Annotated in this window: 23 protein-coding genes; 15 read left to right on the forward strand and 8 right to left on the reverse strand. The window is 64.9% G+C overall.

All coding sequences use genetic code 11. The features are described from left to right. Positions 1-6: 6 nt before the first annotated feature. The 4 genes from BIWAKO_RS11270 to BIWAKO_RS11290 all read right to left on the reverse strand — a co-directional run bounded on the left by BIWAKO_RS11270 (position 7) and on the right by BIWAKO_RS11290 (position 4,544). Positions 7-1,443: a homospermidine synthase gene (locus tag BIWAKO_RS11270; RefSeq protein ID WP_069878755.1), complete on the reverse strand. Its 1,437-nt coding sequence runs from the start codon at positions 1,441-1,443 to the stop codon at positions 7-9. A gap of 168 nt (positions 1,444-1,611) precedes the next feature. Beyond that, positions 1,612-2,139, reverse strand: a complete 528-nt coding sequence (locus tag BIWAKO_RS11275) for a GNAT family N-acetyltransferase (protein WP_069878756.1) — start codon at positions 2,137-2,139, stop codon at positions 1,612-1,614. Positions 2,140-2,256: 117 nt separating this feature from the next. Next, entirely contained in the window at positions 2,257-3,402 is a 1,146-nt protein-coding gene (locus BIWAKO_RS11280) for a type III PLP-dependent enzyme (protein WP_069878757.1), read from the reverse strand. Positions 3,403-3,986: 584 nt separating this feature from the next. Next, positions 3,987-4,544 carry a glyoxalase superfamily protein gene (locus BIWAKO_RS11290; RefSeq protein WP_069878759.1) on the reverse strand — a complete coding sequence of 186 codons (558 nt, stop codon included), beginning with the start codon at positions 4,542-4,544 and terminating at the stop codon, positions 3,987-3,989. Between the two features lie 294 nt (positions 4,545-4,838). Here BIWAKO_RS11290 and BIWAKO_RS11295 point away from each other — a divergent pair, with 294 nt between their 5' ends. Then, complete coding sequence (locus BIWAKO_RS11295; protein WP_069878760.1) at positions 4,839-6,428, forward strand: OpgD/OpgG family glucan biosynthesis protein; 1,590 nt, start codon at positions 4,839-4,841, stop codon at positions 6,426-6,428. 9 nt (positions 6,429-6,437) lie between these two features. Here the strand turns inward: BIWAKO_RS11295 and BIWAKO_RS11300 are convergent, their stop codons facing one another. Further along, positions 6,438-6,821 carry a RidA family protein gene (locus tag BIWAKO_RS11300; RefSeq protein WP_069878761.1) on the reverse strand — a complete coding sequence of 128 codons (384 nt, stop codon included), beginning with the start codon at positions 6,819-6,821 and terminating at the stop codon, positions 6,438-6,440. A gap of 173 nt (positions 6,822-6,994) precedes the next feature. Here BIWAKO_RS11300 and BIWAKO_RS11305 point away from each other — a divergent pair, with 173 nt between their 5' ends. Further along, the gene (locus tag BIWAKO_RS11305) at positions 6,995-7,690 is read left to right on the forward strand and encodes an AprI/Inh family metalloprotease inhibitor (protein ID WP_069878762.1); all 696 of its coding nucleotides are present in this window, start codon (positions 6,995-6,997) and stop codon (positions 7,688-7,690) included. A 21-nt stretch (positions 7,691-7,711) separates the two neighbouring features. On the opposite strand, the gene BIWAKO_RS11310 is transcribed toward BIWAKO_RS11305, so the two are convergent. Further along, entirely contained in the window at positions 7,712-8,329 is a 618-nt protein-coding gene (locus BIWAKO_RS11310) for a GNAT family N-acetyltransferase (protein WP_176733301.1), read from the reverse strand. A gap of 234 nt (positions 8,330-8,563) precedes the next feature. On the opposite strand from BIWAKO_RS11310, the gene zapE reads away from it, so the two are divergent. From zapE to BIWAKO_RS11355, 9 genes are all read left to right on the forward strand, one after another. Further along, positions 8,564-9,763, forward strand: coding sequence for a cell division protein ZapE (gene zapE, locus BIWAKO_RS11315; RefSeq protein WP_069878763.1), 1,200 nt, complete (start codon positions 8,564-8,566; stop codon positions 9,761-9,763). Between the two features lie 13 nt (positions 9,764-9,776). Next, positions 9,777-10,376 (forward strand): TetR/AcrR family transcriptional regulator, encoded by a 600-nt coding sequence (locus tag BIWAKO_RS11320; protein ID WP_043242010.1) that lies wholly within the window; start codon positions 9,777-9,779, stop codon positions 10,374-10,376. 261 nt (positions 10,377-10,637) lie between these two features. After that, positions 10,638-11,600, forward strand: a complete 963-nt coding sequence (gene mdh / locus BIWAKO_RS11325) for a malate dehydrogenase (protein WP_043241858.1) — start codon at positions 10,638-10,640, stop codon at positions 11,598-11,600. Positions 11,601-11,683: 83 nt separating this feature from the next. After that, the gene (gene sucC, locus BIWAKO_RS11330) at positions 11,684-12,880 is read left to right on the forward strand and encodes an ADP-forming succinate--CoA ligase subunit beta (protein ID WP_069878764.1); all 1,197 of its coding nucleotides are present in this window, start codon (positions 11,684-11,686) and stop codon (positions 12,878-12,880) included. Positions 12,881-12,889: 9 nt separating this feature from the next. Further along, complete coding sequence (gene sucD / locus BIWAKO_RS11335; protein ID WP_069878765.1) at positions 12,890-13,774, forward strand: succinate--CoA ligase subunit alpha; 885 nt, start codon at positions 12,890-12,892, stop codon at positions 13,772-13,774. 111 nt (positions 13,775-13,885) lie between these two features. After that, positions 13,886-16,843 carry a 2-oxoglutarate dehydrogenase E1 component gene (locus BIWAKO_RS11340; RefSeq protein ID WP_069878766.1) on the forward strand — a complete coding sequence of 986 codons (2,958 nt, stop codon included), beginning with the start codon at positions 13,886-13,888 and terminating at the stop codon, positions 16,841-16,843. Positions 16,844-16,888: 45 nt separating this feature from the next. Then, positions 16,889-18,115, forward strand: a complete 1,227-nt coding sequence (gene odhB, locus BIWAKO_RS11345; protein WP_069878767.1) for a 2-oxoglutarate dehydrogenase complex dihydrolipoyllysine-residue succinyltransferase — start codon at positions 16,889-16,891, stop codon at positions 18,113-18,115. Positions 18,116-18,125: 10 nt separating this feature from the next. Next, positions 18,126-18,518 carry a hypothetical protein gene (locus BIWAKO_RS11350; RefSeq protein WP_210185088.1) on the forward strand — a complete coding sequence of 131 codons (393 nt, stop codon included), beginning with the start codon at positions 18,126-18,128 and terminating at the stop codon, positions 18,516-18,518. Positions 18,519-18,573: 55 nt separating this feature from the next. Further along, the gene (locus tag BIWAKO_RS11355; protein WP_069878769.1) at positions 18,574-18,999 is read left to right on the forward strand and encodes a VOC family protein; all 426 of its coding nucleotides are present in this window, start codon (positions 18,574-18,576) and stop codon (positions 18,997-18,999) included. A gap of 26 nt (positions 19,000-19,025) precedes the next feature. Here BIWAKO_RS11355 and BIWAKO_RS11360 read toward each other — a convergent pair whose 3' ends face one another. Next, positions 19,026-20,687 (reverse strand): L-lactate permease, encoded by a 1,662-nt coding sequence (locus tag BIWAKO_RS11360; protein WP_069878770.1) that lies wholly within the window; start codon positions 20,685-20,687, stop codon positions 19,026-19,028. A gap of 221 nt (positions 20,688-20,908) precedes the next feature. Between BIWAKO_RS11360 and lpdA the strand changes: the two genes are divergently transcribed. Then, on the forward strand, positions 20,909-22,306 hold the full coding sequence (lpdA, locus tag BIWAKO_RS11365; RefSeq protein ID WP_069878771.1) for a dihydrolipoyl dehydrogenase: 1,398 nt from the start codon (positions 20,909-20,911) through the stop codon (positions 22,304-22,306). A gap of 138 nt (positions 22,307-22,444) precedes the next feature. On the opposite strand, the gene folD is transcribed toward lpdA, so the two are convergent. Further along, the gene (gene folD / locus BIWAKO_RS11370; protein ID WP_069882378.1) at positions 22,445-23,308 is read right to left on the reverse strand and encodes a bifunctional methylenetetrahydrofolate dehydrogenase/methenyltetrahydrofolate cyclohydrolase FolD; all 864 of its coding nucleotides are present in this window, start codon (positions 23,306-23,308) and stop codon (positions 22,445-22,447) included. Positions 23,309-23,546: 238 nt separating this feature from the next. Between folD and BIWAKO_RS11375 the strand changes: the two genes are divergently transcribed. From BIWAKO_RS11375 to BIWAKO_RS11385, 3 genes are read left to right on the forward strand one after another with little or no spacing between them, the layout of a single operon-like run. Next, entirely contained in the window at positions 23,547-24,875 is a 1,329-nt protein-coding gene (locus tag BIWAKO_RS11375; protein WP_069878772.1) for a cytosine deaminase, read from the forward strand. Further along, a complete protein-coding gene (locus BIWAKO_RS11380) occupies positions 24,872-26,299 on the forward strand; it encodes an FAD-binding oxidoreductase (RefSeq protein ID WP_069878773.1) in 1,428 nt (475 codons plus the stop codon). Before BIWAKO_RS11375 ends, BIWAKO_RS11380 begins: the two co-directional genes overlap by 4 nt. Positions 26,300-26,301: 2 nt before the next feature. Next, positions 26,302-26,883 carry an NAD(P)H-dependent oxidoreductase gene (locus BIWAKO_RS11385; RefSeq protein ID WP_069878774.1) on the forward strand — a complete coding sequence of 194 codons (582 nt, stop codon included), beginning with the start codon at positions 26,302-26,304 and terminating at the stop codon, positions 26,881-26,883. Positions 26,884-26,910 lie beyond the last annotated feature (27 nt).

The following is a 26,910-nucleotide window of genomic DNA, read 5'->3' on the forward strand; positions in this document are numbered from 1 at the left end:
CGCTCGTCAGCGGACGAGGATGTTCCGGAACTGCCAGGGATCGCTGGTGTCGATATCCTCCGGGAAGAAGCCCGGGCGATCCTGCAGCGGCGTCCAGTCGGTATAGGTCCCGACAACCGGGCCGAGATAGGGCAACTGCACTTCGAGGCAGCGACGGAAATCGAGTTCGTCGGACTCGACGATGCCGGCCTTCGGGTTCTCCAGCGCCCAGACCATGCCGGCGAGCACGGCGGAGGTCACCTGCAGGCCGGTCGCGTTCTGATAAGGCGCGATCCGGCGGGTCTCTTCCACGGAGAGCTGCGAGCCGAACCAGTAGGCGTTCTTGCCATGGCCGTAGAGCAGCACGCCGAGTTCGTCGATGCCGTCGACGATCTCGTTCTCCTCGAGGATGTGCTGCTTCTCCTGCACCTTGCCGGCGCGACCGAACATTTCGTGCAGGGACAGCACGGCGTCATTGGCCGGGTGATAGGCATAGTGGCAGGTCGGCCGATAGGCCGGGTTGCCGGCCTCGTCGCGCACCGTGAAGTAATCGGAGATCGAGATCGCCTCGTTATGCGTCACCAGGAAGCCGTATTGCGGGCCGGGCGTCGGGCACCAGCTCCGCACGCGCGTCTCGGCGCCGGCCTGGAGCAGGTAGATCGCCGACTGGCACCCTGCCTCATGCGTGCGACCGTTCTCCGGCATCCAGCGCTCATGCGTGCCCCAGCCGAGTTCCGACGGCTGCTGGCCTTCCGAGACGAAGCCCTCGACCGACCAGGTGTTGACGAAGACATCGCGCGGCTTGGGATGCTTGGCCCGCTGGGTGTCGCGCTCGGCGATATGGATACCCTTGACGCCAACCTGCTGCATCAGGGCGCCCCATTCGGCGCGGTTCTTGGGCTCGGGGGTCTGGAGGCCGAGATCGGCCGCGACGTTGAGCAGGCCCTGCTTAACGAACCATGAGACCATGCCGGGATTGGCGCCGCAGCAGGAGACCGCCGTGGTGGTGCCGGCCGGACGCGCGCGCTTGGCAGCCATGGTGGCTTCGCGCAGCGCATAGTTCGAGCGGGCTTCGGGACCCTTGCTGTGGTCGAAATAGAAGCCGAGCCAAGGCTCGTTGACGGTGTCGATATAGAGTGCGCCAAGCTCGGAGCAGAATTGCATGATGTCGAGCGAGCCGGTGTCGACTGACAGATTGACGCAGAAGCCCTGGCCACCGCCTTCGGTGAGAAGGGGCTGCAGCAGGCTCTTGTAGTTCTCGGGGGTCACCGCTTCCTGGATGAAGCGGATGCCGCGCTCGTCGAGGAGGGCACGGTTGGTGTCATGCGGGTCGATGACGACGAAGCGGCTGCGGTCGTATTCGAAATGCCGCTCGATCAACGGCAGTGTTCCGCGTCCGATGGAGCCGAACCCGATCATTACGATCGGTCCGGTGATGGTGCCGTGGACGGGCCAATGAGTCATGATGTTTCCTTGGTTGGGGTGGAACGGGGGTAGATCTTTCGCGGGCTCGTATGGAGAGCGGCCGCGCTCGTCAATCCGGAACGCCATTTTTGCGCCGCCAGGGTCGATTTCGACCCCGACGACGCTGAAGACAATCCGGTGCGGATGACGCCGCGGTGACGCTCGCGATCAGGCTGCGAGCGCCGCGGCAGGCAGGGGCTCGATCAGGCGCCCCGTTGCGGACAGGACGCCGGCGGCGCCCGTGAGCGCGCCGGGGCGCAGTTCGAGGCCGAGGAAGCGCTCGCGCTCGACCGGGCCGGGCATGGCAAGATCGCGCATCGGCTCGGCCGAGAAGCCAAACCGAGCGTAATAGGGCGCATCGCCGACCAGCAGCACAGCGCCGTGGCCATGGCAGGCGGCGCGCCAGATCGCCTCGCGCATCATCGTCTTGCCGAGCCCTTCGCCGTGCAGGTCAGGCGAGACGGCGAGCGGCCCGAGCAGCAGCGCATCATGGCCGCCGGCATCGATGTTCCAGAGCCTGACGGTCGCCACGACTGCGCCGTCGCGTTCCGCGACCAGCGCCAGCCCGGCGGCCGGCATCCGGCCTTCGCGCAGGCGTTCGCTGGTCTTGGCGAAACGGCGCTCGCCGAAGCAACGGTCGAGCAGGGCCTCACGGGCCTGGATGTCGAACGCGGTTTCCTCGCGGATCGTGATCATGACGCACCTCCGGCCGGAGCGCCTGCGCAAGAGCGCAGACCTTCCCGGCGCCGCGCGCGAACGCGGCCAAACAGAATGATTTGGGGGGCGGCTCCGGCTGGAGCCGGAGCCAGAACGTCAGATGACGTATTGCTTCAGCGGCGGGAAGCCGTTGAAGGCGACGGCCGAATAGGTCGTCGTATAAGCACCGGTGCCTTCGATCAGCACGCGATCGCCGATCTCCAAGCTGAACGGCAGCATGTACGGGGTCTTCTCGTACATGACGTCGACCGAGTCGCAGGTCGGGCCGGCCAGAACGCTCGGCACGGTCGCGTCACCGTCGCGCGGGGTGCGGATCGGATAGCGGATCGCCTCGTCCATGGTCTCGGCGAGACCGCTGAACTTGCCGATGTCGAGATAGACCCAGCGAACCTGATCGTCCTCGCTCTTCTTCGAGACAAGCACGACCTCGGCCTCGATCATGCCGGCTTCGCCGACCATGCCGCGGCCCGGCTCGATGATCGTCTCCGGAAGCTGGTTGCCGAAATGCTTCGACAGCGCCCGGAAGATCGCATCGCCATAGGCCGGAACGCCCGGGATCGGACGCAGGTAACGCGCCGGGAAGCCACCGCCGAGATTGACCATCGACAGCGACATGCCACGGGTGGCGCATTCCTTGAACACTGCCGAAGCCGAGGCCAGGGCGGAATCCCAGGCGTTCACATTCGCCTGCTGCGAGCCGACATGGAACGAGATGCCATAGGCGCCCAGGCCAAGACGATGGCCATGCTCAAGCACGTCCGCGGCCATTTCGGGCACGCAGCCGAACTTGCGCGAGAGCGGCCAGTCGGCGCCGGCGCCGTCGCAGAGGATGCGGCAGAAAATGCGCGCGTCCTTGACCGCAGTGAGGGCGGCGGAACGAGCGATCTTGTCGACCTCGGCCACGCAGTCGACGGCGAACAGGCGCACGCCGAGCTCCATGGCGCGCGCGACGTCGCGCTCCTTCTTGATCGTGTTGCCATAGGAAATGCGGTCAGCGGTAGCGCCGGCCGCGAGAGCGAGCTCGATCTCGACGACCGAGGCGCAATCGAAGCAGGAGCCAAGCTTGGCCAGCAGGGCAAGCACTTCCGGCGCCGGGTTCGCCTTCACAGCGTAGAAGACGCGCGTGTCGGGAAGGGCCCGCGAGAAGGCACGATAATTCTCGCGCACGACATCGAGATCGATGACGACGCAGGGACCGTCTTCACGGCGGTTACGCAGAAATTCACGGATGCGCTCGGTCATCGGCGCGACTCCCCTACGGCGCAAGCGGCGCCGATACGACGTATCGCCGGGTGAGTCGTTCGCAGGTCACGGCGCGATGGAGACGCCGAGATCAGCGGACGAAACGTCCGGACCCGAAACACCGTCGATTGGGGAACCCCCGCACGGCCGGCAATGAAGGACAAGCCTCTTCGGTGTTGACCTGTGGAAAGCCAACGAGACCAAAAAAGCCCGCTCCGTCGTTGCTTTAAGCTGCGTCCCCCGTGGAGATTCGGGGTTTGCCGGTTTCGCCTCCGGCTGCTGGTCGCTGTTCGGGAGCGGCTCTCTTGCGAGAGCCGGGAGCGTGATTTGAGGGGATATCCATCCCCCTCCATCCGTTTCCCATCCCTGGCGGCTGTCCGGCCTCTTGTCCGAATGCCCACCGACCAGCACGCGGCCACAGGCACGTGCGAATTGGGTAAGCCGCATATACGAACTGCGGCCCCCCTCTACAAGTTCTTTTTGACCTCGGGGTTCGGATTTTTCGCCGAACGGACGAGGCAGAAGCGCGCCGGGTTGGTCGACGGGCGCGCAACCGCCGGTATCGAGGCCGATCGAGCTCAATTCTAGGCCCGTTTCTGGCAAAAGCGGATGCGGTTCCCAAATGGGTCCGGCACCTCGAGCGTGCGACCGCCCGGGCCATTTTCCTGGATACCCGGTTTCGAGAAGGGATAGCGCTTGCCGATCAGTTCGGCGCGGTAGGCGTCGACGCCCTGCATCCAGACGAAGACGGTCGACCCTGGGCTGGCGTCGCCATGATGCTCGGAGAGGTGAAGCTGCAGGCCCGAGCGTGAAATCTGCATATAAATCGGGAATTCAGGTCCGTAGCGGTGGTCCCAATCCATGCTGAAGCCGAGGAAGCCGAGATAGAACTCCTTGGCCTTCTCCAGGTCGAAGATCCGCAGGATCGGGATGCCCATATTCAGGATCACGCCTGTCTGGTCGGCGCCGGCGGCCGGGCTGGCTTCTGCCTCGCCGATTTTCGCGGCAAGGATGTTCCAGTCGTCATAGCCGAACTGCCGGGCGACGATTTCGAGGGCCTGGGCGTGTGAAAGCGGTGTCTGCGGAGCCACGGCCTCGCGCAGGGCCTTGGCCATCAGTTTCGCATCGCGATAGGTGCGCATGGTCACAATCCTTCTCGATGGCGGACGAAGCGGCCAGGGCTCGCATTGCTGGAAGCGTCCACCGGATCGATCGGGATCGGGACGTAAGCGGGATGCATTCACCGTGCCTGGGAGGGCGCGAGCGGCGGGCTGCATCCGGCCCGGGGCCAAACGTAGAAAACAGGGCGATCGGCTGTCAACATCGCGCGTGCCGGAGATGCGCCGCCGCTGCGCCCTAGACCGGCCCCATTTCATCGCCTAAGTCGTTGGCGAGATGCGCCTTCGGGCGCAAACGCGACGGGGCCTCCTCGAATCATGACCGTATCCAATCGCCGCCAGATCCTGGCCGGCCTTTCCGCCGCCTTGAGCTTTTCCGTGGCGCCCGCCGCGCTGCTCGCGCAGCAGCCAGAGACGCAGCCCGCTCCGGCCCCGACCCCACCGCAGCCGCGCTTCGGCTTCGAGGACGTGGTGCGCCGAGCGCGCGAGATCGCGGCTGCGCCCTATGAGCCAGGTCCGAACCTGCCGGAACCGCTGTCGCGTCTCGATTTCGACGCGTGGCGTGATATCCGCTTCCGCCCCGAGCGGGCGCTGCTGGCGCAGACCGGGTCGGGTTTCCGGATGCAGATGTTCCACCCCGGCTTCCTGTTCACGCGCCCGGTGACCGTAAACATCGTGCGCGACGGCGTACCGACACCGGTGCCTTATTCGTCGAACCTGTTCGACTATGGCCGGATCAAGTTCGAGAAGCCGCTGCCGGTCAATCTCGGCTTCGCCGGCTTCCGCCTGCACTACCCGCTCAACGATCCGCGCGTCTTCGACGAGTTGATCTCCTTCATCGGCGCCAGCTATTTCCGGGTGCTCGGCCGCGAGCAGCGTTACGGGCTTTCGGCGCGCGGCCTTGCCATCGGTGCCGGCGTGCCTGGCGGCGAAGAGTTCCCCGTCTTCCGCGAGTTCTGGGTGGAGGCGCCAACTGCGGGCGCCGAGCGCGTCACGGTTTATGCGCTTCTCGATTCAGCCTCGGTATCGGGCGCCTACCAGTTCCATATCTATCCGGATGTCGACAGCGTGGTCGATATCAGCGTCGCACTGTTCCCGCGCAAGACGATCGAGAAGCTCGGCCTCGCGCCGCTGACCTCGATGTTCTTCACCGGCGAGAACGACCGGCGCTTCCATGACGATTTCCGGACCGAGCTGCATGATTCCGACGGCCTGATGGTGCACTCGCGCACGGGCGAATGGATCTGGCGGCCCCTGCGCAATCCGCGGCAGCAGGCGGTTTCCTCCTTCGTCGAAAGCAATGTGCGCGGCTTCGGGCTGATGCAGCGCGACCGGGTCTTCGAGCACTATCAGGATCTCGATCTCAGCTACGAGCTCAGGCCGTCCTATTGGATCGAACCCCAGGGCGACTGGGGCGAGGGCGTGGTCGAGCTGATCGAGCTGCCGACCGGGGACGAGACCAATGACAATATCGTCGCGCTCTGGGCGCCCAAGGCCGCGCTTGAGGCCGGCCGCGAGTTCCGCTTCGGCTACAAGCTGACCGCGCTGCTCGACTCCAGCGACCTCCACCCCGGCGGCCGCGTGATCAACACCTACCAGGCGAAGCCGAAGGCGCTCGGCTCGGGCGAGCCCGTCACCGATGGCGCGCGCCGCTTCATCGTCGATTTCGCCGGCGGCGATCTCGCCTATCACCTGAAGCAGCCGGAGAAGGTCGAGATCGTGCCTTCGATCGCCTACGGGCGGATCAACCGTGCCTTTATCGTGCCCAACCCGAAGACCGAAGGTTTCCGCGCCTTCATCGACATCATCGTCGAGCCCGGGCAACTCGCAGAGATGCGTGCCTTCCTGAAGAGCGGCGACAAAACGCTGACGGAGACCTGGAGCTATCCGTGGCGTGCCGAGGCCTGATCGCTCGGATCAGGCTGCTGCGGCCACGACCTCGATCTCGACCTTGAACTCGGGCAGCGTGAAGCCGGAGACGATCATCAGGGTGGAGGCCGGAGGCGGCGTAACGACATGAGCGTCACGCGATTCCATATAGGGCTTCATATACGCCCGGTCGGTGACATAGGCATTGATCCTCACGATGTCGGCGAGTGTCATGCCGGCTTCGCCGAGGATCTTCGCGATGTTGGCGAAGCAGAGATCAGCCTGAGCCCGCGCATCTTCGGGAATGCTGCCATCGGCCGTGATGCCGAGCTGCCCGGAGCAGAAGACGAGGCGCTGCCCGGCGGGCAGTTCGGCTCCATGGCTGTAACGGGCGAAGGGCGGGCGGATCGAGGGCGGGTTGAGCGGCTTCATGCTGGTTCTCCAAAGCTGCCGGACTATGCCGCGCCGGGCGCCCAAGAACCAAATGACCCGTGGCGGAGTTGATCAGTTCCGGTATTTGGGGGATTGAGGTGCTCATGCCACGTTCATTGCGCAGGCCTAGGCTTGCGAATCAGCTGAGCCAACGAGACGGGAATAGGCACCGCATGACGACCGTGACCGCGACACGACATCGCTTCTTCAAGGCCGCCTGCCTGCTGCCCTTCCTTGCGCTCACGGCTTGTGCGGGATCGCAGCGCTTCACCGGGGCGGGACCAGGTTTCTCCGGTGGGCCGGGCTATGGCCAGCCTCAGCTGCAATCGGCTCCGCCGATCAGCTCTGCTCCCGTGACGTCGCAGCCCTTACCGCCGCCGGGCGGATATCCGGTCGCCTCCGCGCCTTCGTCGCCCGGAACCCTGCCGCCGCCGCAGGATCCGTTCTTCGATCCCAATGCAGGACGGCCGCAGCCGCAGAGCGCGCCGCCTGTCGCCGGGGCAACCGAGATTCCGCAACTCAGAGGCGGCAACAGCCAGGTCGCGACGCTCGGCCAGAGCTCGGCCCCAGCCCGCAGCGCGGGATCTTCGCGTGACAGCGTCATCGGGAGCTGGACCGCGCGCGAGGCGACGGGTAGCTCTTGCCGGATCCAGCTGTCGAGCACGCCGGCCCTCGATCTCTACCGCGCCAATGCAGCGGGCTGCGCCAATCGCGACCTGCAGAAGGTCAATGCCTGGGACTATCGCGACGGCGAGGTCTATCTCTACCAGCCCGGCGGCACGGTGGTCGCGCGGTTGCGTGCCGGCGACAGCGGCAGCATGAACGGCGCCGTCACCAAATCGGGCGCCGCCCTCTCGCTCAACCGCTGAGGCGGGCCTGCTCGTCGCGCCTCACGGGCGCGACGACGATCTCGCGAAGAAGGCCGGGCGCCAGAACCGGCGCTGCAGGGACAGCGCCAGAGTGGCAAAGCCCTTCGCGTTGTCGAAGGCTTCGTCGAGGACGGTGAAGGGCGTCGGCCCGCCGGTGGCGATCGTCCCCTCGACATCGTTGTAGCCGCCAATCAACTCCGCCTCGAACTTGCGGGCAAGCCGGCGCATGGCGCCGTTCTCGGGCAGGCAGGTCATGTAGAGCGTACGAATGCCGCGATTGCGCGAGGCCGTGATCAGCCGCGTGAACAGCGCTTCGCCGATGCCTTGCCGGCGCCAGGCCTTCTCGACGCTGAACGCGGCTTCGCCCGTCTGGGTGATGATGTCTTCCAGTCCGCGCAGTTCGGCCGCGCCGCGGACCTTTCCGTCCTCGATATAGGCATAGACCAGCCCGCCGACGCCGAAGGTGGTCTCAGCGTAATTGACGAGAAAATCGTCGTTGACGGCCGTGCCAAAGCGCTCGCGACGCGTAAGCACGTCCAAGCGCAGCAGATGATCGATGAAGAGGGTGCGTTCCGCAGGCCAGAGCCGGCGAATTTCACCCTGGCCGGACGTTGCGCCGGCCTTTGTCGAACGAGCCAATTGTCTTCTCCTGTCACAGCGCCATGTCGCGCTACCGTCCAGGAGGCGTTCGTCCCTAGAGCTCGGGTCGGAAGATGCTCCCCCAATCTGGGAATGCAAGAGGCGAAGCTGTGGCAAATTTGGGCGAGAGGGCGGATATTTCGCTCAATCTGCCCCGATCTGCGGCCCATGCCTAAGTGTGCATCAGCCAGCAGGCTTGCGGTCGCGCCGAGCCTGGCTTAACCCGGGCAGCCGATGCTGTCCCGCCCGCAGGCCATGCCCGCCACCATCTCCGAACGCTATGTCGCCATGGTCGAAGCCGGCGTCATCGAGCGCGATGCGGCGCAATTTGCCGTGGTGAAGCGGCTCGAGGCGCTGTCGGAGACGCTCGCCTCACGCCAACTGGCCAGAAAGAGCAGTGCGCTCGGCTGGCTGTTCGGCAAGCGGCAGGCATCGGCCAATGGCATCAAGGGCCTCTACATCTGGGGTTCGGTCGGCCGCGGCAAGACCATGCTGATGGACATGTTCTACGACTCGGCGCCGGTTACGGCCCGCAGGCGCGTGCATTTCCATTCCTTCCTCGCCGATGTCCATGCCCGCATCCACGCCTACCGCCAGCGCCTGAAGGCGGGCGAGGTCAAGGAGCCCGACCCGATCGGTCCCATCGCAGCCGAGCTCGCCGAAGAGGCGACGCTGCTCTGCTTCGACGAATTCACCGTCACCGATATCGCCGATGCGATGATCCTGGGGCGCTTGTTCACGGCGCTCTTCGCGGCAGGCGTGGTGGTGGTCGCAACCTCGAATGTCGAGCCGTCGCGTCTCTACGAGGGCGGGCTCAACCGAGCGCTGTTCCTGCCCTTCATCGCATTGCTGACCGAGAAGGTCGATGTGCTGCGGCTCGATGCCCGCACCGATTTCCGGCTGGAGAAGCTTGGCGGCGCACCGACCTATCATGTGCCTGCCGATGCAACGGCCAGGGCCGCGCTCGACAAGGCGTTTCTGACGCTGAGCGGGGTCGCTCATGGGCAGCCGCTCGTCCTATCGGTCAAGGGGCATGAGCTGCGCGTGCCGGAAGCCGCCGGTGGCGTCGCGCGCGCCGGTTTCAGGGATCTCTGCGCCAAGGCCTATGGTGCCTCGGATTATCTCGAGCTGGCAGAGCGCTTCCATACGCTGATGATCGAAGACATTCCGGTGATGGACGAGACGCAGCGCAACGAGGCGAAGCGCTTCATCATCCTGATCGACACGCTCTATGAGCTCCATGTGAAGCTGATCGCGTCGGCGCAGGCCGAGCCGCACGAACTCTACATCGCCACGAGCGGTCGCGAGGCGTTCGAGTTCGACCGCACGGTTTCGCGGCTGATCGAGATGCGCTCCGGCGACTACCTGGCCTTGCCGCATGGTCGTGCCGATTCCGCCGCCAGCGGCGACACGACCGGCCTGGTCGAGACTTGAGAAGCGTCGCCGCATGCCGACGCGCGAGCCGAGCGAAACCCGCATCCTCACCGTCGCCAGCGAGCATCTGCGCCTGCACGGGCTGAAGCGCTTCACCGTCGTGGCGGTCGCCGAAGAAGCCGGCATGACGCATGCCAATGTCTATCGCTACTTCCCGTCGCGGGCCGCTCTCGTCGACGCCGTGGTCGATGTCTGGCTCAAGGCGACGGAGCGCAGCCTCGCCGACATCGCCGACGGACCGGACCCCGCCCATGACAAGCTGGAGCGGCTGATCCTGGCTCTGGCCAAGGCCAATCGCGATCTGCTGCTGGAGGACCGGCATCTGTTCACCGCGTTGTCGCAGGCTGTCGCCGGGCGTCATGCGATCAGCCGTCGCAACCGCACCCGGGTGAGGGCGCTGTTCGAGCGGGTCATCGACGAGGGCATCGGCTCGGGCGCCTTCGAGCCGCGCGATCGCGACAGGGCGATCGCCTTCGTCATCGATGCCACGCATCGCTTCATTCACCCTGCTGCGCTGGCGCTCGATGCGGATGTGCCGCAGGCTTCGGTAGACCTTCGGCTGGCGACGCTGATCAGGGTCATCCTGCGCGTGCTGGCGACGGGCATCGTCTGAAGAATCTGGCGACAAATTACATTTTTTGTAATTTGTAATCGGTGGTTTAGCCGCCTTATTCCTGCCGCGCGCGAGGCGTGCATTGCGCAAGACATTGATTTGACGGCGAGAAAGGTGAAGGCTGTTTTCTAGGGCGCGTGCGCTCCAGCCCGACCGTGATCGCCACAAGACGACTTGCAGCAAAAGGCCTGTTTGGGCCAAAGAAACCCACGGTTTCGCCGGGGCTCCGGCATCTCGCAGCGCAAGCACAAGGACTAGGCTATGGCCCGCAAGAAGATCGCCCTCATCGGCGCCGGCCAGATCGGCGGCACGCTCGCCCATCTCGCCGGGCTCAAGGAACTCGGCGACGTCGTGCTGTTCGACATCGCCGAAGGCATCCCGCAGGGCAAAGGCCTCGACATTGCCGAGTCATCCCCGGTCGACGGCTTCGACGCCGGCTACAAGGGCACCCAGTCCTATGAGGACATCAAGGGCGCCGATGTCGTCATCGTCACCGCCGGCGTGCCGCGCAAGCCCGGCATGAGCCGCGACGACCTGATCGGCATCAACCTCAAGGTGATGAAGTCGGTCGGCGAGGGCATCAAGCAATATGCGCCGAAGGCCTTCGTGATCTGCATCACCAACCCGCTCGACGCGATGGTCTGGGCCCTGCAGAAGTTCTCGGGCCTGAAGCCCAACATGATCTGCGGCATGGCGGGCGTGCTCGACTCGGCCCGTTTCCGCCATTTCCTGGCTGAAGAGTTCCAGGTTTCGGTCAAGGACGTCTCGGCCTTCGTGCTCGGCGGCCATGGCGACGACATGGTCCCGCTGGTGCGCTACTCCGGCGTCGCCGGCATTCCGCTGCCCGATCTCGTCAAGATGAAGTGGACGACGCAGGAGCGTCTGGACGCCATCGTCGAGCGCACCCGCAAGGGCGGCGGCGAGATCGTCAACCTGCTCAAGACCGGTTCGGCCTTCTACGCTCCGGCGGCCTCGGCCATCGCGATGGCCGAGAGCTACCTCAAGGACCAGAAGCGCGTCCTGCCGGCGGCTGCCGCGCTGAAGGGCCAGTACGGCGTGCGCGACATGTTCGTCGGCGTTCCCGTGGTCATCGGCGCCAAGGGCGTCGAGAAGGTCGTGAAGATCCGTCTCAACAAGGCGGAGCAGGAAATGCTCTCGAAGTCGGTGGCTTCGGTGCAGGGCCTGATCGACGCCTGCAAGTCCATCGATTCGTCATTGGCGTGAGATAGAGCGAGGGGCGTGCGGCAGTCTTTCTGCTGCGCGCCCTTCCATACGCCCTCGCCAGCGCACGCAAGGAATTCGAGCACATGAACATCCACGAATATCAAGGCAAGGCGGTCCTCAAGGAGTACGGCGCGCCCGTCTCCGCCGGCTTCCCGGCCCTTACGGTGGCGGAAGCCGTCGAGGCCGCCAAGAAGCTTCCGGGCCCGCTCTATGTCGTGAAGAGCCAGATCCATGCGGGTGGCCGCGGCAAGGGCAAGTTCAAGGAACTGCCGGCCGACGCGAAGGGTGGCGTGCGTCTCGCCAAGTCGATCGAAGAGGTCGAGTCCCATGCCAAGGAAATGCTGGGCAACACGCTGGTGACGGCCCAGACCGGCCCCGCCGGCAAGCAGGTCAACCGCCTCTATATCGAGGACGGCTCGGACATCGAGAAGGAATTCTACCTTTCGGCCCTGGTCGACCGCGAGACCTCGCGCGTTGCCTTCGTGGTTTCGACCGAAGGCGGCATGGACATCGAGGCCGTCGCCCATGACACGCCCGAGAAGATCCTGACCTTCTCGGTCGATCCCGCGACCGGCATCATGCCGCATCACGGCCGCACCGTTGCCAAGACGCTGGGTCTCACTGGCGACCTCGCCAAGCAGGCCGAGAAGGTCATCGCCCAGATCTATGCCGCCTTCGTCGGCAAGGACATGGCGATGCTCGAGATCAACCCGCTGATCGTGACGACGCAGGGCCAGCTCAAGTGCCTCGACGCCAAGGTCTCTTTCGATTCCAACTCGCTCTACCGTCACCCCGAGGTGATGACGCTGCGCGACGAGACGGAAGAGGACGCCAAGGAGATCGAGGCGTCCAAGTATGACCTCGCCTATATCGCGCTCGACGGCACGATCGGCTGCATGGTCAACGGCGCAGGCCTCGCCATGGCGACGCTCGACATCATCAAGCTCTACGGCGAGGAGCCGGCGAACTTCCTCGATGTCGGCGGCGGCGCCTCGGAAGAGAAGGTCACCGCGGCCTTCAAGATCATCACCGCCGATCCGCAGGTGAAGGGCATCCTGGTCAACATCTTCGGCGGGATCATGAAGTGCGACGTCATCGCGCGCGGCGTCATCGCCGCGGTGAAGGCTGTCGGCCTCCAGGTTCCGCTGGTGGTGCGCCTCGAGGGCACGAATGTCGAGGAAGGCAAGGAGATCATCCGGAGCTCCGGCCTCAATGTCATCCCTGCGGACGACCTCGACGATGCCGCGCAGAAGATCGTCGCGGCGGTCAAGAAGGCTTGAGGAAAAACAATGTCCATCCTGATCGACAAGAACACCAAGGTCATCTGCCAGGGCTTCACCGGCAAGAACGGCACCTTCCACTCCGAGCAGGCGATCGCCTATGGCACGCAGATGGTCGGCGGCACCTCGCCCGGTAAGGGCGGTGCGCTGCATCTCGGCCTGCCGGTCTTCGACACCGTCGCCGAGGCGCGTGACGCGACCGGGGCCGATGCCTCCGTCGTCTATGTGCCGCCTCCGGGCGCGGCCGATGCGATCTGCGAGGCGATCGACGCCGAGATCCCGCTGATCATCTGCATCACAGAAGGCATCCCGGTGCTCGACATGGTGAGGGTCAAGCGTTCGCTCTCCGGCTCGAAGTCGCGCCTGATCGGGCCGAATTGCCCGGGCGTCGTCACCGCCGGCCAGAGCAAGATCGGCATCATGCCGGCCAATATCTTCAAGCCCGGCTCGGTCGGCATCGTCTCGCGCTCCGGCACGCTGACCTATGAGGCCGTGTTCCAGACCACCCGCGAGGGGCTCGGTCAGACCACTGCCGTCGGCATCGGCGGCGACCCGGTCAAGGGCACCGAGTTCATCGACATGCTCGAGATGTTCCTGGCCGACCCCAAGACCGAGTCGATCGTCATGATCGGCGAGATCGGCGGTTCGGCGGAAGAGGACGCCGCGCAGTTCATCAAGGACGAGGCCAAGCGCGGCCGCAAGAAGCCGATGGTCGGCTTCATCGCCGGCCGCACGGCTCCTCCCGGCCGCCGCATGGGCCATGCCGGCGCGATTATCTCCGGCGGCAAGGGCGGCGCGGAAGACAAGATCGCCGCGATGGAAGCGGCCGGTATCCGGGTCTCGCCTTCGCCGGCTCGCCTCGGAAAGACCTTGGTCGACGTGTTGAAGGGCTGAACGCCCACGCGATGAGATGGCCGGGCCAGCCCGGCCATCTTACTTAAGACGCAATGACGGCATGAGACGCTCCGGGAACGGGGCAGGACGACGGTAGAAGGCAGGACGACAATGGCTCGCCAGGACATCAACGAGGCTCTCGCGCAGACGGGTTTCCTCTATGGCGGCAACGCGGCCTATATCGAGGACCTCTATGCGCGCTATCAGGCCGATCCGAATTCGGTCGACGAGCAGTGGCGCGGGTTCTTCGCCGGGCTGAAGGATGATGGCCCGGCCATTATCCAGAACGCCAAGGGTGCATCCTGGACGAAGCCGAACTGGCCGATCCATGCCAATGGCGAGCTCATCTCGGCGCTCGATGGCCATTGGGGCGTGGTCGAGAAGGTCATCGGCGACAAGCTCAGCGCCAAGGCAAAGGCTGCCGGCGCGACGCTCAGCGCGTCGGACGTGCAGCAGGCGACGCGCGATTCCGTGCGCGCCATCATGCTGATCCGCGCCTACCGGATGCGTGGTCACCTCCACGCCAAGCTTGATCCGCTCGATATCGAGCAGGCCAGGGATCCCGAGGAGCTGTCGCCGGCAACCTTCGGCTTCACCGACGCCGATCTCGACCGCAAGATCTTCATCGACAACGTGCTCGGCATGGAGTTCGCCACGCTTCGCGAGATGGTCGCGATCCTGCAGCGGACCTATTGCAACACGATCGGCATCGAGTTCATGCACATCTCCGATCCGGAGCAGAAGGCATGGCTGCAGGAGCGGATCGAGGGGCCGGACAAGGAGATCGCCTTCACCCGCGAGGGCAAGAAGGCGATCCTCAACAAGCTGGTCGAGGCCGAGGGCTTCGAGAAGTTCATCGATCTGAAATATACCGGCACCAAGCGCTTCGGCCTTGATGGCGCCGAGGCGCTGATCCCGGCGCTGGAGCAGATCATCAAGCGCGGCGGCGCACTCGGTGTGCGCGACATCGTTTTCGGCATGGCCCATCGCGGCCGCCTCAACGTGCTGACCCAGGTGCTCGGCAAGCCGCACCGTGCGCTGTTCCACGAGTTCAAGGGCGGCTCCTTCGCTCCCGACGATGTCGAGGGCTCGGGCGACGTGAAGTACCATCTCGGTGCCTCGTCCGACCGTGAGTTCGACGGCAACAACGTCCATCTCTCGCTGACCGCCAACCCGTCGCATCTCGAGATCGTCGATCCCGTGGTGCTCGGCAAGGTCCGCGCCAAGCAGGACCAGTTCGGCGATATCGTCGAGCGCTCCAAGGTGCTGCCGCTGCTCCTGCATGGTGATGCCGCCTTCGCCGGCCAGGGCGTCGTGGCCGAGTGCCTCGGGCTGTCCGGGCTGAAGGGCCATCGCACCGGCGGCTCGGTGCATTTCATCATCAACAACCAGATCGGCTTCACCACCTATCCGCGCTATTCGCGTTCCTCGCCCTATCCGTCTGATGTGGCGAAGATGGTCGAGGCGCCGGTCTTCCATGTGAACGGCGACGATCCGGAAGCGGTCGTATTCGCCGCCAAGATCGCGATCGAGTTCCGGCAGAAATTCCACAAGCCGGTCGTCATCGACATGTTCTGCTATCGTCGCTTCGGCCATAACGAGGGCGACGAGCCGGGCTTCACCCAGCCGCTGATGTATCGCAAGATTCGCGGCCACAAGACCACGCTCGAGCTCTACGCCACCAAGCTGGAAGCCGAAGGCGTGGTCCAGCCGGGCGAGTTCGACGAGATGCGGGCGGCCTGGAAGGGCAAGCTCGAGATCGAGTTCGATGCCGGCCAGACCTTCAAGCCCAACAAGGCCGACTGGCTGGACGGGCGCTGGGCCGGGATGAAGGCGATCCGCGCCGACGAGGACGACCCGCGCCGTGGCGCAACCGGCGTTCCGGCAGCGGTGCTGAAGGAGATCACCGAGAAGATCACCTCGACGCCGCCCGGCTTCAACGTCCACCGTACGATCCAGCGATTCCTCGACAATCGCCGCAAGGCGGTCGAGGCCGGGCAGGGCATCGATTGGGCGACGGCCGAGGCTCTCGCCTTCGGCTCGCTGCTGCTCGACGGCCACCCCGTGCGTCTCTCCGGTCAGGATTGCGAACGCGGCACCTTCTCGCAGCGCCACTCGGTGCTGATCGACCAGGAGACCGAGGCCCGCCATACGTCGCTGAACAATATCCGCGAGGGCCAGTCGCGCTACGAGGTCATCAACTCGATGCTCTCGGAAGAGGCGGTGCTCGGCTTCGAATACGGTTACTCTCTGTCGGAGCCCAATGCGCTGACCGCCTGGGAAGCGCAGTTCGGCGATTTCGCCAATGGCGCGCAGGTCGTGTTCGACCAGTTCATCTCGTCGGGCGAGCGCAAGTGGCTGCGCATGTCGGGTCTCGTCTGCCTGCTGCCGCATGGCTATGAGGGCCAGGGACCGGAGCATTCCTCGGCCCGCCTCGAGCGCTTCCTGCAGATGTGCGCCGAGGACAACATGCAGGTCGCGAATTGCTCGACGCCTGCGAGCTATTTCCACATCTTGCGCCGCCAGCTGAAGCGCGATTTCCGCAAGCCGCTGATCCTGATGACGCCGAAGTCGCTGCTGCGCCACAAGCGCTGCATCTCCGACCTGTCGGAGCTGGCCGAGGGCTCGACCTTCCACCGCGTGCTGCATGATGACGCCGAGCGCGGCCGGTCCGAGACGAAGCTGGTCAAGGATGCGAAGATCCGCCGGGTCGTGCTGTGCTCCGGCAAGGTCTATTTCGACCTGCTCGACGAGCGCGAGAAGCGCGGCATCGACGACGTCTACCTGATGCGCGTCGAGCAGCTCTATCCGTTCCCGCTGAAGACGCTGGCGCAGGAGTTGGCGCGCTTCAAGGCCGCCGACGTGGTCTGGTGCCAGGAAGAGCCGAAGAACATGGGCTCCTGGACTTTCGTCGAGCCCTATCTCGAATGGGTGCTGGGCCATGCCGGCTCGAAGTCGAAGCGCCCGCGTTATGTCGGACGCCCGGCCTCGGCCGCGACAGCGACCGGTTTGATGTCGAAGCATACCGCCCAGCTCGCAGCCTTCATGGACGAGGCCTTCGCGGCCTGACCCTGTCCGAAGACGCCAGACAAAGACACGAACAAGAGGCCTGATATGGCGACCGAAATCCGCGTACCCACACTCGGCGAATCCGTCTCGGAGGCGACGATCGGCAAATGGTTCAAGAAGCCGGGCGAGGCTGTGAAGGCCGACGAGCCCCTGGTCGAGCTCGAGACCGACAAGGTCACGCTCGAGGTGAACGCCCCGGCTGCCGGCGTCCTCGGCGAGATCGTCGCCAAGGAAGGCGAAACGGTCGGCGTCAACGCCCTGCTCGGCTCGATCTCGGCCGGTGACGGCGTGGCTGCAGCTCCGGCAAAGCCTGTCGCGGCTGCCGCGGCTGCGAAGCCTGCCGCTGCTCCGGCCGCCGCCGCTGCGCCAGCGACCAAGGCTGCCGATTCCGGCCCGGCCGTCGCGCGCCTCGCCGCCGAAAGCGGCGTCAATCCGGCGAATGTCGCTGCGTCCGGCAAGGACGGTCGCGTCACCAAGGGCGACATGCTGGCCGCGATCGCGACGGGTTCAGCGGCTGCGGCTGCGCCCGCAGCTCCGGTCCAGGTCCGCGCCCCGTCGGCTCCCGATGACGCTTCGCGCGAAGAGCGCGTCAAGATGACGAAGCTGCGCCAGACCATCGCGCGCCGCCTCAAGGAGGCGCAGAACACCGCCGCCATGCTTACCACCTTCAACGAGGTGGACATGTCGGCCGTGATGGCGCTGCGCAACCAGTACAAGGACGTGTTCGAGAAGAAACACGGCGTGAAGCTCGGCTTCATGGGCTTCTTCGTGAAGGCCTGCGTGCAGGCCCTGAAGGAAATCCCCTCGGTCAATGCCGAGATCGACGGCACCGATATCGTCTACAAGAACTATTACCACATCGCGGTCGCGGTCGGCACCGACAAGGGCCTCGTCGTGCCGGTGGTTCGCGACGCCGACCAGCTCTCGATTGCCGGTGTCGAGAAGGAAATCGGGGCGCTCGGCAAGAAGGCGCGCGATGGCGCGCTCAAGATCGAGGACATGCAGGGCGGCACCTTCACGATCTCGAATGGCGGCGTCTATGGCTCGCTGATGTCGACGCCGATCCTGAACGCGCCGCAGTCGGCCATCCTCGGCATGCACAAGATCCAGGAACGTCCGATGGTCGTCGGCGGCCAGATCGTCGTGCGCCCGATGATGTATCTGGCGGTCAGCTACGACCACCGTATCATCGACGGCAAGGAGGCTGTGACCTTCCTCGTTCGCATCAAGGAAGCGCTGGAGGATCCGGCGCGTCTCGTTCTGGACCTCTGAGAGGTCTCCAGTGATGATCCCTGCAAAGCTCGTGGCTGGCGGCCTCGTCCTTGCGGGGGTCATCAGTTTTCTGCCGACAGTCGGCGTCGCCGGGGTCAGTTGGCTGCGCTCGCTTTACGGTTTCGAGATCGACAACCCCGATCTGGAAATCCTGTTGCGGCATCGCGCCGTCCTGTTCGGCATCTTGGGCACGCTGCTGTTCGCGGCTGCGATCCGTCCGGGGCTGCGCGACACGGCTGCGCTTGTGGCGGGCGCGAGCATGGCGAGTTTCATCGCGATTGCACTTGTCGTTGGCGGCTATGGCCCTTCCATCAGGAAGGTTGTGATTGCTGACATCGTCGGGCTTCTGGCGCTCGCGCCGGCGGCATTGGCACGGCTGGGGCCGGGTCGAACATTGGGCTGACCGAGTTATGTCCTACGATCCGATGTGATCGTTCGATCCTGACAGGAGACGGCGCATGGCATTTCGACTCAATGCTCCCTCGCTCCAGGCGCATCTCTGCGTCAAGGGCGGCCTCGAGGCGATCGCCTTCTACGAGAAGGCGTTCGGCGCGGAGTGTACCTACAAGCAGATGGCGGAGGACGGCGTGCGCGTATTGCACGCCAATCTCGCGCTGTTCGGCAGCGAGATCCTCCTGCATGACGAGTTCCCGGAATTCGGGGGGCCGGTCGCGTCGCCGCATGCCCATGGCGGCGCCAGTATCGCGCTGAACGTCAATCTGCCGAACCCGAGCGATGTCGACGCGGCAATGACCCGGGCGGAGGCCGCGGGTGCGATCACCTTCATGCCGGCGGGCGATGTGTTCTGGGGCGCGCGCTACGGCCGCCTGACCGATCCCTTCGGCCATGTCTGGGCCTTCAACGCGCCGCTGGCGCCGGGCTGAAGCCTGAGCCCGACCGCGCCGTTGCTTCAGTGCACGACCATCGCCGAGAAGGGGTGGACATAGGCCTGCAGCATCACGAGACAGCCGACGAGGCAGGCCAGCGCGATCGAATGCCAGAAGACGAAGCGCAGGATCGTGCCCTCGTGCCCGAACCAGTTTGTCGCCGTGGAGGCGACGACGATGGACTGGGCATCGATCATCTTGCCCATGACCCCGCCGGACGAGTTGGCCGCGCCCATCAGGATCGGCGAAAGGCCGAGCTGTTCGGAGGTGACTTTCTGCAGATTGCCGAACAACACGTTGGAGGCGGTGTCCGAACCCGTCAGCGCCACGCCGAGCCAGCCGAGCAGGGTACCGAAGAAGGGATAGAGCACGCCCGTTCCGGCAAAAGCGAGCCCGAGCGTGGCGTCGATGCCCGAGAGCCTGGTCAGCGTGCCAATCGCCAGCATGGCGCAAATGGTGATCAGCGAATAGGCGCAGAGCCTGATCGTCCGGGCATAGGTCATGACCATCCGACCAGGGCTGAATCCCATGACGAAGCCGGAAAGGATCGCGGCTATCAGCATGCCGGTGCCGGTATAGGAGAGCCAGGTGAATGAGAACACGGCAGCCTCCGGGGTCGGTCTTGGCGCAACCGGTGCCACCTTGGCGATCTGATTATGGAGATCGGGAACCGCATAGTTCCACACGGCCCAGGAATTCACGCTCGCCTTGAACCACCCCGTGCCCCAGATCAGCAGGATTGCGCACACGATGATCCAGGGGATCAGTGCCATCCAGACCTGTGCGGGTGCCGGCCGCTTTGTCGATACAGCCGGTACGATTCGCCCTTCGGCGGAGACGTCATGGCTGCGCAGAGCCGGCGAGGCCCAGATTTCGCGGGGCTCCCAGATCTGCAGGAAGCCGATCAGGCACGCCATCGAAATCAGCGAGGCACCAATATCGACAATCCAGGGATTGATGAAATTCGAGATGAGGAACTGCGGCACCGCAAAGGAGACGCCGGTGACCAATATCGCCGGCCAGATCTGCAACATGCCGCGCCGGCCGGCGAAAACCCAGATCAGCCAGAACGGCACGAGCACCGAGAAGAACGGCAATTGCCGGCCGACCATGGCTCCAAGCAGGAAGGGGTCGATCCCGGTGACCTGGCTGAGCCCCTGGATCGGTGTTCCCAGAGCGCCAAAGGCGACCGGCGCCGTGTTGGCGATGAGGGAAAGGCCGGATGCCGCCAGGGGAGAAAAGCCGAGGCCGATCAGGATCGCGCCTGTCACCGCGACCGGGGTGCCGAAGCCGGAAGCGCCCTCGAAGAAGGCCCCGAAGGCGAAGGCAATCAGCAGCAACTGAATGCGCCGGTCGCTGGTCACTCCGCCAATCGTGGTCTGCAAGGTTTCGAAGGCGCCTCTCTCGACGGTCAGCCGATAGAGAAAGATCACATTCAGAACGATCCAGCCGATTGGAAAGAAGCCCGTTACAGCGCCTAGCGCCGTTGCTCGGATCGACATTCCTGCGGGCATCGTGAATATGAATATTGCTACCAGATTGGCGACGATCAGCGCGATGATCGCTGCGATATGTGCCTTGACTGTATTCGACGCGATCAGACCGAGGAGTACGATGATCGGAAGCGCGGCGGCGAGCGTCGACAGGGTGCTGTTCCCGAATGGATCATAGACCTGATTCCACATGGCGCTATCTTCCCTTAAGCCATCCGGGGGCGGGAACGCGAAATGTGCTTCTCGGTATTGTTGCCAATTATACGCTCAATCAATGGAAATGATAGCAGTCGAGCCAGCAGGGATGACATCTACTGCGGGCATGGCGGACAGCGCCAAAGCGATGTATTGCGGCCGGTAAGACGCCGCATAGCGAGCGTCCACGCGCATTGCCTGCTCAACGGAAGGAAGTCATGTCCTACGATCTCGTCGTCATCGGTACTGGCCCCGGGGGCTATGTCTGTGCCATCCGCGCCGCTCAGCTCGGCCTCAAGGTCGCTGTGGTGGAGAAGCGCAAGACTCATGGCGGCACCTGCCTGAATGTCGGCTGCATTCCGTCCAAGGCCTTGCTGCACGCGTCGGAGATGTTCGAAGAAGCCGGCCACACCTTCCCGAGCCTCGGCATCAGCGTCGGCACGCCCAAGCTCGATCTCAAGCAGATGATGGTCCACAAGCAGGAGACGATCGACGCGAACGTCAACGGCGTTGCGTTCCTGCTGAAGAAGAACAAGATCGAGGCCTTCCAGGGCACCGCGAGCATCCCCGGCGCGGGGAAGGTCGAGGTCACGGGCGCGGACGGCAAGAGTCAGGTCCTCGAGACCAAGAACATCGTCATTGCCACGGGTTCTGAAGCGGCCGGTCTGCCGGGCGTCGAGATCGACGAGAAGACGGTGGTGACCTCGACCGGCGCACTCGAGCTTGCGTCCGTGCCGAAGGAGCTGCTGGTGGTGGGCGCCGGCGTGATCGGTCTCGAAATCGGTTCGGTCTGGAGCCGTCTCGGCGCCAAGGTCACCGTGGTCGAATATCTCGACCGCATCCTGCCCGGCATGGATGACGAGATCGCCAAGCAGTTCCAGCGCATCCTGCAGAAGCAGGGCTTCGAATTCCACCTGGGTTCCAAGGTCACCAAGGTCGATACGGGCAAGAAGGGCGCGACCGTCACGGTCGAGCCCGCCGCCGGCGGTGAGGCCAAGACGCTGTCTGCTGATATCGTGCTGGTCGCGATCGGCCGCCGTCCGAACACCGATGGCCTCGGCCTGGACGCCGCTGGTGTCGCGACCGAGCGCGGCCGCGTCGTGATCGACGACCATTTCAAGACCAACGTCGCGGGCATCTATGCCATCGGCGACGTGGTGCGCGGTCCGATGCTGGCTCACAAGGCCGAGGACGAGGGCATGGCGGTGGCCGAGCTGATCGCCGGCAAGGTTGGGCATGTGAACTATGACGCCATCCCGAGCATCATCTACACGGCTCCCGAAGTGGCCGCGATCGGCAAGACCGAGGAGGAACTGAAGGCTGCGGGCATCGCCTACAAGATCGGCAAGTTCCCCTTCACCGCCAATGGCCGCGCCCGCGCCATGCGCCACACCGAGGGCTTCGTGAAGTTCCTCGCCGATGCGGCGACCGACCGCGTGCTCGGCTGCCATATCATCGGCCCGCATGCCGGCGACCTGATCGCAGAAGTCACGGTGCTGATGGAGTTCGGCGGCTCGTCGGAGGATCTCGCCCGCACCTGCCATGCTCATCCGACGCTGGCCGAGGCGGTCAAGGAAGCTGCGCTCGCCGTCGACAAGCGCGCGATCCATATGTGAGCGGCATTTCGATTCCCGGGCGAAGCGCAGGCGGAGGCCCGGGAATCTCAGCCCATATGACAAACGCCCGGCGCTTCGCCGGGCGTTTCACGTTTCGGGTGATGCGAAGGCAGAACCGGCTTCCGCGTGAGCTCGACTTTATCGGCCCCGCCTTGCGTGAAAGGCGGTCAGCGTGTTGCGCAGCAGGCAGGCGATGGTCATCGGGCCGACGCCGCCCGGTACCGGCGTGATCGCGCCTGCAACCTTCACGGCCTCGGCAAAGTCGACGTCGCCGGCGAGCTTGCCGTCGGGCAGGCGGTTGATGCCGACATCGATGATGGTGGCGCCGGGCTTGATCCAGTCACCTTTGACGAAGTAGGGCCGCCCGACCGCCGCGACCAGGATGTCGGCGCGCCGGCAGATTGCGGGAAGATCGCGGGTGCGGGAATGGGCGATGGTGACCGTGCAGTCGGCCTGGACCAGCAACTGCGCCATCGGCCGGCCGACGATGCCCGAGCGGCCGATCACCACGGCTTCCAGTCCGGCGAGCGTTGGCAGGGTCTGCTTCAGCAGGATCATCGAGCCGAGCGGCGTGCAGGGGATCAGGCTGGCCTGTCCGTTGGCGAGGCGGCCAACATTGATCGGATGGAAGCAATCGACGTCCTTGGCTGGGTCTATCGCCTCGATCACACGGTCGGGATTGATATGCTTCGGCAAGGGCAATTGCACCAGAATGCCGTCGACGCTGTCGTCGGCATTCAGCGCGGCGACCTTGGCCAGCAACTCCGCTTCGCTGGTCTCGGTCGGAAGGCGGTGAACCGCAGAGTTCATGCCGATCTCGCCGGCAAGCTTTTCCTTGGAGTTCACATAGACGCGGCTCGCGGGGTCGTCGCCGACGAGCACGACATGCAGGCCGGGAACCAGGCCCCGTCCGGCCTTGATCGCGGTGATCTCCTGGCCGATCTCGGCACGGAGTGCCGCAGCTGCCGCCTTGCCGTCGATGATGCGCGCCTGATCCGCCATGACCCACCGCCTGTGTTTCGCTGAGCGCTCCTCATGCGCGATCATCGTGCGGGCGGCAAGTATCGATGCGCCAGTATCGACGCAACCATTGTCGATGCGCCGTCGCCTTGGCCATTTGCGCCACAGGCGCTGTTCTTGCCTGCGGCGACGGCAGTGTGATCGCCGCCTTGCCGCCACTCATGCTGGCCTGTATCGAGCGAGGGCAAGGCAGCGATTGACGGGATGGAGTGCTGACGACGTGACGACCGGATTTGCCGCCATTCCCGCCTCGACCAGCTACCGCCTGACCAATGCCCGCTCCCCGCTCTGCCTGATCGAGCGCGCGGACCTTGCGGCCGATCGTGACGGGCTGGCGCTGGTCGACCTTCGCGTCGAGGATGGGCGCATCGCGTCGATCCTGCCGGCCGGCACGGAAGCGCCAGAGGGCGGTCCCGGGCTCGATCTCGATGGCGGGATCGTGCTGCCGCGGCTGGTCGATGCGCATGTCCATCTCGACAAGGGCCATATCTGGCCGCGCCGCCGCAATCCGGACGGCACCTTCATGGGCGCGCTCGAGAATGTCATGGCCGATCGCGAGGCCAATTGGACGTCGGAAGACGTGCGTGCCCGCATGGATTTCGGCCTGCGTTGCGCCTTCGCCCACGGCACGAGCGCGGTCCGCACCCATATCGACTCGCTCGGCAAGCAGATCGGCATCTCCTGGCCGGTGCTGGCCGAGATGCGGGCGGAATGGGCCGGGCGTGTCGCGCTGCAGGCCTCGCCGCTTTTCGGCATCCAGTTCGCGCTCGATGCAGAGCACATGAAGGCTGTGACGCGGGCCGTGAAGGCGCATGGCGACGGCATCTTCGGCTGCGTCACCTATATGATCCCGGAGCTCGCGGAGGCGCTCGACATCGTCTTCCGCGCGGCGATCGAGAACGGCTTCGACCTCGACTTCCATGTCGATGAGACCAATGACCCGGCGGCGCGGTCGCTTGAATACATTGCCGAGGCTGCACTCCGGCACCGCTTCACCGGAAAGATCCTCGCCGGCCATTGCTGTTCGCTCGCGGTGCAGGCTCCGCAGGATGAGGCGCGGATCATCGCCAAGGTCAGGGAGGCCGGCATTGCGGTTGTGTCCCTGCCGATGTGCAACATGTATCTGCAGGACCGTGACGGCGGCCGCACACCACGCTGGCGCGGCGTCACTGCGCTGCACGAATTGAAGGCTGCCGGCGTGGCGGTGATGATCGCCTCCGACAACACGCGCGATCCGTTCTATGCCTATGGCGATCTCGATCTTGTCGAGGTGCTGCGCGAAGGCACCCGCATCCTCCAGCTCGACCATGGCCCGACCGATTTCGCGGCGATGATCGCGCGCGCACCGGCTGCGGTCATGGGCGTCGCCGACAAGGGCGTTGTGGCGCCAGGGCTGTCCGCCGACCTGATCCTGACGCGCGCTCGCGACTGGACCGAATTCTTCGCGCGCCCCCAGGCTGATCGCACGGTGCTGGTCGCCGGCAAGGCGATCGACCGGACGCTGCCGGATTACCGCGAACTCGACCATCTGATGAGCAAGAGCGCATGAGCCCCCGTTACGACATCGCCGCGCTGAAGAACCGTCTCGGCGGAATCAGGACCGAGGACAATCCGGCGCTGGTGAAGCAGAAGAGCCGTGACTTCTTCTGGTACTCGCCGACCCTCAAGCGTCAGCTCGACCATGTCACGGCCGACATCATCGTCTCGCCGACCAGCGAGGCGGAGGTTCTGGACGTCCTTGCGGCCGCTCATGCACTCGGCATTCCGGTGACGCCGCGCGGCACCGGAACCGGCAATTACGGCCAGGCGATGCCGCTCTCAGGCGGGGTGCTGCTCGATCTCTCGGGCTTCAACAAGGTCAAGTCGATCGGGCCCGGACGCTATGTCGCCGAGCCGGGCGCGGTCATGGCCCGCATCGACGAGCAGACGCGGGCTCATTCCAGGCAGGAGCTGCGCCTGCATCCCTCGACCTATCAGACCGCCTCGATCGGCGGCTTCATCGCCGGTGGCTCGGGCGGTGTCGGCTCAATCAAATGGGGTGGCCTGCGCGATTGGGGCAACATCATCCGGCTCAAGGTCGCGACGATGGAGGCCTCGCCCCGGATCCTCGAATTCACCGGCGACGACCTGCACAAGGTTGCCCATGCCTATGGCACCAACGGCATCATCACCGAGGTCGAGATGCCGCTCGGGCCCGCTTATGACTGGGTCGACGTCATCCTCGGCTTCGACACGCTGCGCGCGGCAACCGAATTCGCCAATGCGCTCGGCGAGCAGGACGGGCTGGCGCTGAAGAACCTCGCGGTCGTCGCGGCTCCGGCGCCGCATGACTATTTCCTGCGGCACAAGAAATTCCTGCCGCGCGACAGCCATGTCGTGATTGTCATGGCCGCGGATTTCGCAGTCGATGCGCTGCTCGCCTATGCCCGACATTTCCGCGGCGCCGAACTGCTGATGCGCTCCGACAAACTCTCGCCGGAAGAGGCCAAGGGTCTGCCGCCAGGCTATGAGCTGGGCTGGAACCACACGACGCTGCGGGCGCTGCGGGTTGACCCGTCCATCACCTATCTCCAGGTGCTCTACCCCTTCCCGAACCAGGTCGAGCTGATCCAGCGCATTCATGAGCGCTTTGGCGACGAGGTGCGCTGCCATCTCGAATTCGTCCGTTTCGACGGCAAGGTCACCTGCTTCGGCCTGCCTCTCGTCCGCTTCACCAGCGAGGAGCGGCTCGAGGAGATCATGGCGATCCATGAGGAGATGGGAGCGCCGATCTTCAACCCGCACCGCTACACCCTCGAAGAAGGCGGCATGAAGCAGACCGACGAGCTGCAGCTCGCCTTCAAGCGCGAGGCCGATCCGCAGGGGCTGCTCAATCCCGGCAAGATGATCGCCTGGGAGGATCCGTCCTACGATTACAAGTCGGGCAAGACCTTCCTGTTCCGCAGCCTGGCCGATGCAGGCGTGGGTGGCTGATCATGCGCGTGCTCGTGCTCTACGCTCATCCCGATCCGGACAGTTTTGGGGCGGCGTTGCATAGGGCCGTGGTGAAGGGGCTCGAAGAGGCGGGCCATGACGTCGACGATTGCGATCTCAATGCCGAGGGCTTCGATCCGGTGCTGAGCCGGGAGGGACGGGTCGGCTATCACGATGTTGCCAGCAACACGTTTCCGGTTGCCGGCTATGTCGAGCGGTTGCGGGCGGCCGAGGCGCTGGTCCTGTGCTTTCCGGTCTGGAATTTCGGCTATCCCGCGATCCTCAAGGGCTATTTCGATCGCGTGTTCCTGCCCGGAGTTTCGTTCAAGCTGAACGATGGCAAGGTCAGGCCCAATCTCTGGAATATTCGCCGTCTCGTGGCCGTCACGACCTATGGCGGCTCGCGCTGGCGCGCCTTTCTGATGGGCGATCCGCCGCGCAAGGTGGTGTGCCGGGCCCTGCGCGCCGTTTGTCATCCGAGTGCACGCCCGCTTTACCTGGCTCACTACGACATGAATCGCGCAACAGCGGGCAGCCGCGATGCCTTTCTTGCGCGCGTCTCGAAAAAGTTGCGTACTCTGTGATTGTGCGCTGCACTTGCGTCATCACAC

The sequence above is a fragment of the Bosea sp. BIWAKO-01 genome, from assembly GCF_001748145.1.
Lineage (GTDB): Bacteria > Pseudomonadota > Alphaproteobacteria > Rhizobiales > Beijerinckiaceae > Allobosea.